The following is a 4,880-nucleotide window of genomic DNA, read 5'->3' as shown; positions in this document are numbered from 1 at the left end:
AAGGCGTTCGGCGCATCAGCGCCGGCGCCCATCCGGGCCTAGCCGGTGCCTGCGACCGAGTCCGTTCGAGGGCGCAAGGCCCAACGTGAGACGATCGAGGGCGGACGGGCGCGGGCGTAAGCCCCGATGGTCCTCACGCCGAGGGCGGCTCCGGCAGGTAGCCGGCGGCGCGCAGGGCCTCCTCGACCGCCTCGTGCAAGGCGTCCGCAGGCTCGTCGTTGACCGCGGGCGGCGGGGCGAGCGGCACCATCGGCGGGAACTGCGCGATCGCCTCCGGCGGCGCGGCGAGGACCGTCTCGTCGCCCTCGTGCGGCTTGTGCGGGCGCAGGGTCGAGATCAGCCGGCCGATCATGCGGTCCCTCACCTCATCCGTTCTCCCGAGGGCAGGCCTGCAAGGAACGTGCGCGGAGCCCGTTTCGATCCACGGCCACGCCGCCCTGCCCTCTTCCTTGCCCTCTTCCCGGCGGCGCCCTCGCCACCATCTCGGGAATTCTTTTCGGAGTCGCAAGGAGTGCCCGCCGATGCCCTGGACCACCGCCATGATCCCGCCGCAGGCCGGGCGCCTCGCGATCGTCACCGGCGCGACCAGCGGGATCGGCTACGAGGCGGCCCTGGCGCTGGCGGGCGCAGGAGCCGAGGTCGTGCTCGCCGCCCGGGACACCGCCAAGGCGGACGGCGCCGCCGCGGCGATCCGGCGGGCCCATCCTGCGGCGCGGCTCGAGATCCGCGCCCTCGACACCGCGCGCCTCGCCTCGGTCCGGGCCTTCGCGTCGCAGTGGCGGGCGGAAGGGCGGCCGATCGACATCCTGCTGCTCAACGCCGGCATCGCCGCGGTGCCGCGGCGCGAGGAGACCGAGGACGGCTTCGAGCGCCAGCTCGCCACCAACTATCTCGGCCACTTCGCCCTGACCGGGCTGCTGCTGCCGAGCCTCCGGGCGGAGGCCGGCGCCCCGCCCGCCCGGGTCGTGCCGGTGGCGAGCATCGCCCACCGCTCGGGCCGCATCGCCTTCGACGACCTGCAGCTGCACCGCTCCTACGCGCCACAGGCGGCCTATCGGCAGACGAAGCTCGCGATGCTGATGTTCGGCCTCGAGCTCGACCGGCGCCTGCGCGCGCGCCCTGGCGCCGCCGGCCCGGCCGTCCGGTCGATCCCGGCCCATCCCGGGGTCGCCGCCACGGCCATCGCCCGGCGCGGCGACCGGGCCGGCCCGCTGGCGCAGCGGGCCGGCGCCGCGATCCTCGGCCTGATCGGCCAGTCGGCGGCGCGGGGAGCCCTGCCCCTGCTCTACGCCGCCACCGCCCCGGAGGCGGAGGGCGGGCACTATTACGGCCCGGACGGCCTGTGGGAGGTCCGCGGCCACCCGGCGCCCGCGCGGATCGAGGCGCATGCCCGCGATCCGCAGGCGGCCGGGCGTCTCTGGGCCCTGTCCGAGACGCTGACGGGCGTCACCTATCCCCTGTGAGGCCGCCCTACTCGTCCTCGTCGTCCTCGGCCGCCGGGGCCGGGACGGCGGGATCGATGGGCACGGCGCGGGACTGCATCACGGGCGCGGCCGCGACCTGCGGGCGCGACGGGAGCAGGCCGGCCGCGAAGGCGACGAAGCCCGCCGCGTCGCGCAGCTCCGCGGGCTGGCGCGGATCGCGCGCGATCAGGTCGGCCTCGCGCTGCAGGCGGGCGTTGCAGGCCGGCGAGGGCAGCCCGCCGCGGGGGGTGCAGGCGTCGTGCCGGGCGCAGGCCGCGTCGAGGGCATCGATGGGCGGCAGCGGCGCGTTGTTGCCCGGGCCGCAGTAATTGCCGTGGATGAGGAGCGCCGGCGGCCGGCCAGACGGCGCGGAGAACGGTGCCGACTGCGCCAGGGCGGGTGCGGACAGGCCGCAGGCGAGGACGAGCGGAACGGCGAATCGCATCGGTCTGATCCCTCCGGTTGCGCCGGCCAACGGTAACCCGGGACGGCGGTTCCCGTCTCGCGTCCAACCGCCCCGCTCCGGGCACGGCCGGAATCGCCATCCCGCCGCCATCCCGGCCGGAAAGGCTTGCCGGAGCCGCCCGGCCGCCAATGTAGGACCGATGATCGTCTCCGACCCCCACACGCCCAGGCCGCGCGAGCCGTCGGACGGCAGTCCGACCCTCGATGCGGCGAGCCGGGAACGGCTCGGCCGCTACCTCCAGGCCCTCTACGAACCCGTGCTCGACGAGGGGCTCGACCCGCGCCTCGCCGAGCTGCTGCACCAGCTCGACCGCGACCGGGCCGAGACCGAAGGCGGCCCCGGGCCCGACGGGCCGGGCCATTGAGGGCGGTCCCTGCCGCCCCGGCGATGCCACCCTGAGCAGGTCTCCCGGAAGGCAGACGGTTCGGCAACGGAAACCTGCGGCAGGACAAGGACCTGAGCGGATGACGCGTCGTCCGCTCAGCCTCGAGCCCAAGCGGACTCGAGCCCAAGCGGAACGGAGAGCGAGATCGGATGGGCCGCTGGGCGTGGATGGGCAAGCGGGTCGTCCGCCAGGTCTGGTTCCGGGCCGCGCTGATCAGCCTGTTCGGCGTGGCGCTGGCGGTCATCGCCGCCCTCGTCGGCCCGCTCCTGCCCGGCGACGTCCACGGGAACCTGGGCCAGGACGCGGTCGGGACGATCCTCCAGATCATGGCCTCGAGCATGCTGGCGGTGACGACCTTCTCGCTCACCGCGATGGTCAGCGCCTACGGCTCGGCGACCCAGCTCGCGACGCCGCGGGCGACGCAGCTGCTCATCGGCGATCCCACCTCGCAGAATGCGCTGTCGACCTTCCTCGGCGCCTTCGTGTTCTCGGTCGTCGGCATCATCGGGCTGCAATCGAGCCTCTACGGCGACAGCGGGCGCGTCGTCCTGTTCTCCGGCACCGTGCTGGTCGTCGCGGTGGTGGTCGTCACGCTGCTGCGCTGGATCGGCCACATCACCGGCTTCGGCCGCATGGGCGACGTGATCGACCGCGTCGAGGAGGCGGCCAGCGCGGCGATGGCGGCCTTCGCCGCCGATCCGCGGCTCGGCGGACGCCCGGCGACCGCGGTGCCGACCGGCGCGGCACCGGTCTTCGCGACGCGGACGGGCTACGTCACCCATGTGGACGTCGCCTCGCTCGGGCGGATCGCGGAGCGGAACGGCCTCGTGGTGCACGTCGCGGCGTTGCCGGGCACGCTCGTCCACCCGACGCGGCCGCTGCTGCACGTCGAGGGCGCCCTCGCGGATCACGGCGACGCGCTCGCGGCCGCGTTCGCGATCGAGCGGCACCGGCGCTTCGACCAGGACCCGCGCCTCGGCCTGATCGCGCTCTCGGAGATCGCGAGCCGGGCGCTGGCGCCGGCCACCAACGATCCCGGCACGGCGATCGAGGTGCTGAATGCCCTGCTGCGGGTTCTCCTCCACCTGCCGCCGGACGAGCCGGACGGCGAGGAGCTGGCCGAGCGCCCGCCCATCCACGTGCCGCGCCCGACGCTCGACGACATGCTGACCGACGCGTTCCGGCCGCTGATCCGCGAGGGCATCGCGGAGATCGAGGTCACGATCCGCCTCGCCAAGACCCTCGCCGCCCTCGGCGCGGCGCGCCCCTACGCGGCGCCCTCCGTCGCCCGGGTGGCCGCGCGCCTGGACCGGGCCGCCCGCGCGGCGATCCCGGACGCCGCCGACCTCGCCGATTACGAGGCGGCCCGTACCGACGGTCACTGGCGATGACCGTCCGGTTCCGTTCTCGCGCCCTCGCCACATCTTCGGCTCGGCACCGGAAGGTCCGGGCGGCTCAGCGGTAGCCGGCCGCCTGAAGCTCGAACAGCTCGGCGTAGCGCCCGCCCGCCGCCACCAGGGCCGCGTGGGTGCCCTCCTCCAGGACCCGCCCGCCGGCCAGGACCACGATCCGGTCGGCCCGACGCACCGTGGAGAAGCGGTGGGAGATGAGGAGCGCGGTGCGGCCCGCGGCGAGATCGGCGAAGCGGCGGAACACCTCGGCTTCCGCCCCCGCGTCGAGGGCCGCCGTCGGCTCGTCGAGGACGAGGATCGCGGCGTCGCGCCGGTAGGCGCGGGCGATCGCCACCTTCTGCCACTCGCCGCCGGAGAGCTCGATCCCGTCCTCGAAGCGCCGGCCGAGGCGCTGGTCGTAGGTCCCCGGCAGTCGCGCGATCACCGCGTCCGCCAGCGCCCGCTGCGCCGCCGCCGCGATGCCGTCCCGGTCCTCCCGCTCCTTGATGCGGCCGACCGCGATGTTGTCGCCGGCCGTGAAGTCGAAGCGCATGAAGTCCTGGAAGATCACGCCGATCCGGTCGCGCAGGGAGTCGAGGTCGTAGGCGGCGAGGTCGCTGCCGTCGAGCAGGATCCGCCCCTCCGTCGGCGCGTAGAGGCGGGCCAGCAGCTTGACGATCGTGGTCTTGCCGGCGCCGTTCTCGCCGACGAGGGCCACCACCTCGCCGGCGCCGATGCGGAGGGACAGGTGGCGCACGGCCCAGCGGCTCTCGCCCGGGTAGCGGTAGCCGACATCCTCGAACACGAAGCCCTCGCGCAGGCGCTCCGGCACCGGCAGCGCCCCCGGGGCCGAGCGGAGGCGCGGCGCGATGGTGAAGAACGAAAAGAGGTCGTCGAGGTACTGCGCCTGGCCGAGGAGCTGCGAGGCGCCGACGAGCAGGCCCTCGACGAGGCCGCGCAGGCGCAGGAAGGCGCCGCCCAGGAAGGTGAGGTCGCCGACCGTGAGGGCACCGGCGAGCGCCTCCCCGGCGATGACCAGGTAGGCGGCGTAGTAGGCGAGCGTGCCGAGTGCCGCGAAGGCGCCGCCCGCCAGGGCGCGCCGCCGGGCGAGGTCGCGGTTCTCGGCGAGCAGCCGCCCGGCGAGGTCGCGGAAGCGGTCGGCGAGGTGGCCGGCG

6 protein-coding genes are annotated in these 4,880 nt (G+C 75.2%); 3 read left to right on the top strand and 3 right to left on the bottom strand.

Annotated features, from left to right (window positions below):
- Positions 1-133: 133 nt before the first annotated feature.
- Positions 134-364, bottom strand: a complete 231-nt coding sequence (locus tag VQ02_RS33035; protein ID WP_245239924.1) for a hypothetical protein — start codon at positions 362-364, stop codon at positions 134-136.
- A 157-nt stretch (positions 365-521) separates the two neighbouring features.
- On the opposite strand from VQ02_RS33035, the gene VQ02_RS33030 reads away from it, so the two are divergent.
- Positions 522-1,463, top strand: a complete 942-nt coding sequence (locus tag VQ02_RS33030) for an oxidoreductase (RefSeq protein ID WP_048448507.1) — start codon at positions 522-524, stop codon at positions 1,461-1,463.
- Between the two features lie 7 nt (positions 1,464-1,470).
- On the opposite strand, the gene VQ02_RS33025 is transcribed toward VQ02_RS33030, so the two are convergent.
- Positions 1,471-1,908 (bottom strand): phospholipase A2 family protein, encoded by a 438-nt coding sequence (locus VQ02_RS33025; RefSeq protein WP_048448506.1) that lies wholly within the window; start codon positions 1,906-1,908, stop codon positions 1,471-1,473.
- A 160-nt stretch (positions 1,909-2,068) separates the two neighbouring features.
- Here VQ02_RS33025 and VQ02_RS33020 point away from each other — a divergent pair, with 160 nt between their 5' ends.
- Together VQ02_RS33020 and VQ02_RS33015 are read left to right on the top strand one after the other, a co-directional pair.
- Positions 2,069-2,293 (top strand): hypothetical protein, encoded by a 225-nt coding sequence (locus tag VQ02_RS33020; protein ID WP_048448505.1) that lies wholly within the window; start codon positions 2,069-2,071, stop codon positions 2,291-2,293.
- 170 nt (positions 2,294-2,463) lie between these two features.
- Positions 2,464-3,705, top strand: coding sequence for a DUF2254 domain-containing protein (locus VQ02_RS33015; RefSeq protein ID WP_048448504.1), 1,242 nt, complete (start codon positions 2,464-2,466; stop codon positions 3,703-3,705).
- Between the two features lie 64 nt (positions 3,706-3,769).
- Here VQ02_RS33015 and VQ02_RS33010 read toward each other — a convergent pair.
- Positions 3,770-4,880, bottom strand: a 1,111-nt coding sequence (locus VQ02_RS33010) for an ABC transporter ATP-binding protein (protein ID WP_048448503.1), incomplete at its 5' end; no start/stop codon positions are given.

The organism is Methylobacterium variabile (genome assembly GCF_001043975.1).
GTDB lineage: Bacteria > Pseudomonadota > Alphaproteobacteria > Rhizobiales > Beijerinckiaceae > Methylobacterium > Methylobacterium variabile.
This window is presented reverse-complemented; position numbering and strand designations above follow the sequence as displayed.

Bases quoted from the DNA above. Each gene is read 5' to 3' on its own strand.
- VQ02_RS33030 (WP_048448507.1), top strand. From the start codon at position 522: ATGCCCTGGACCACCGCCATGATCCCGCCGCAGGCCGGGCGCCTCGCG.
- VQ02_RS33020 (WP_048448505.1), top strand. From the start codon at position 2,069: ATGATCGTCTCCGACCCCCACACGCCCAGGCCGCGCGAGCCGTCGGAC.
- VQ02_RS33025 (WP_048448506.1), bottom strand. From the start codon at position 1,908: ATGCGATTCGCCGTTCCGCTCGTCCTCGCCTGCGGCCTGTCCGCACCC.
- VQ02_RS33015 (WP_048448504.1), top strand. From the start codon at position 2,464: ATGGGCCGCTGGGCGTGGATGGGCAAGCGGGTCGTCCGCCAGGTCTGG.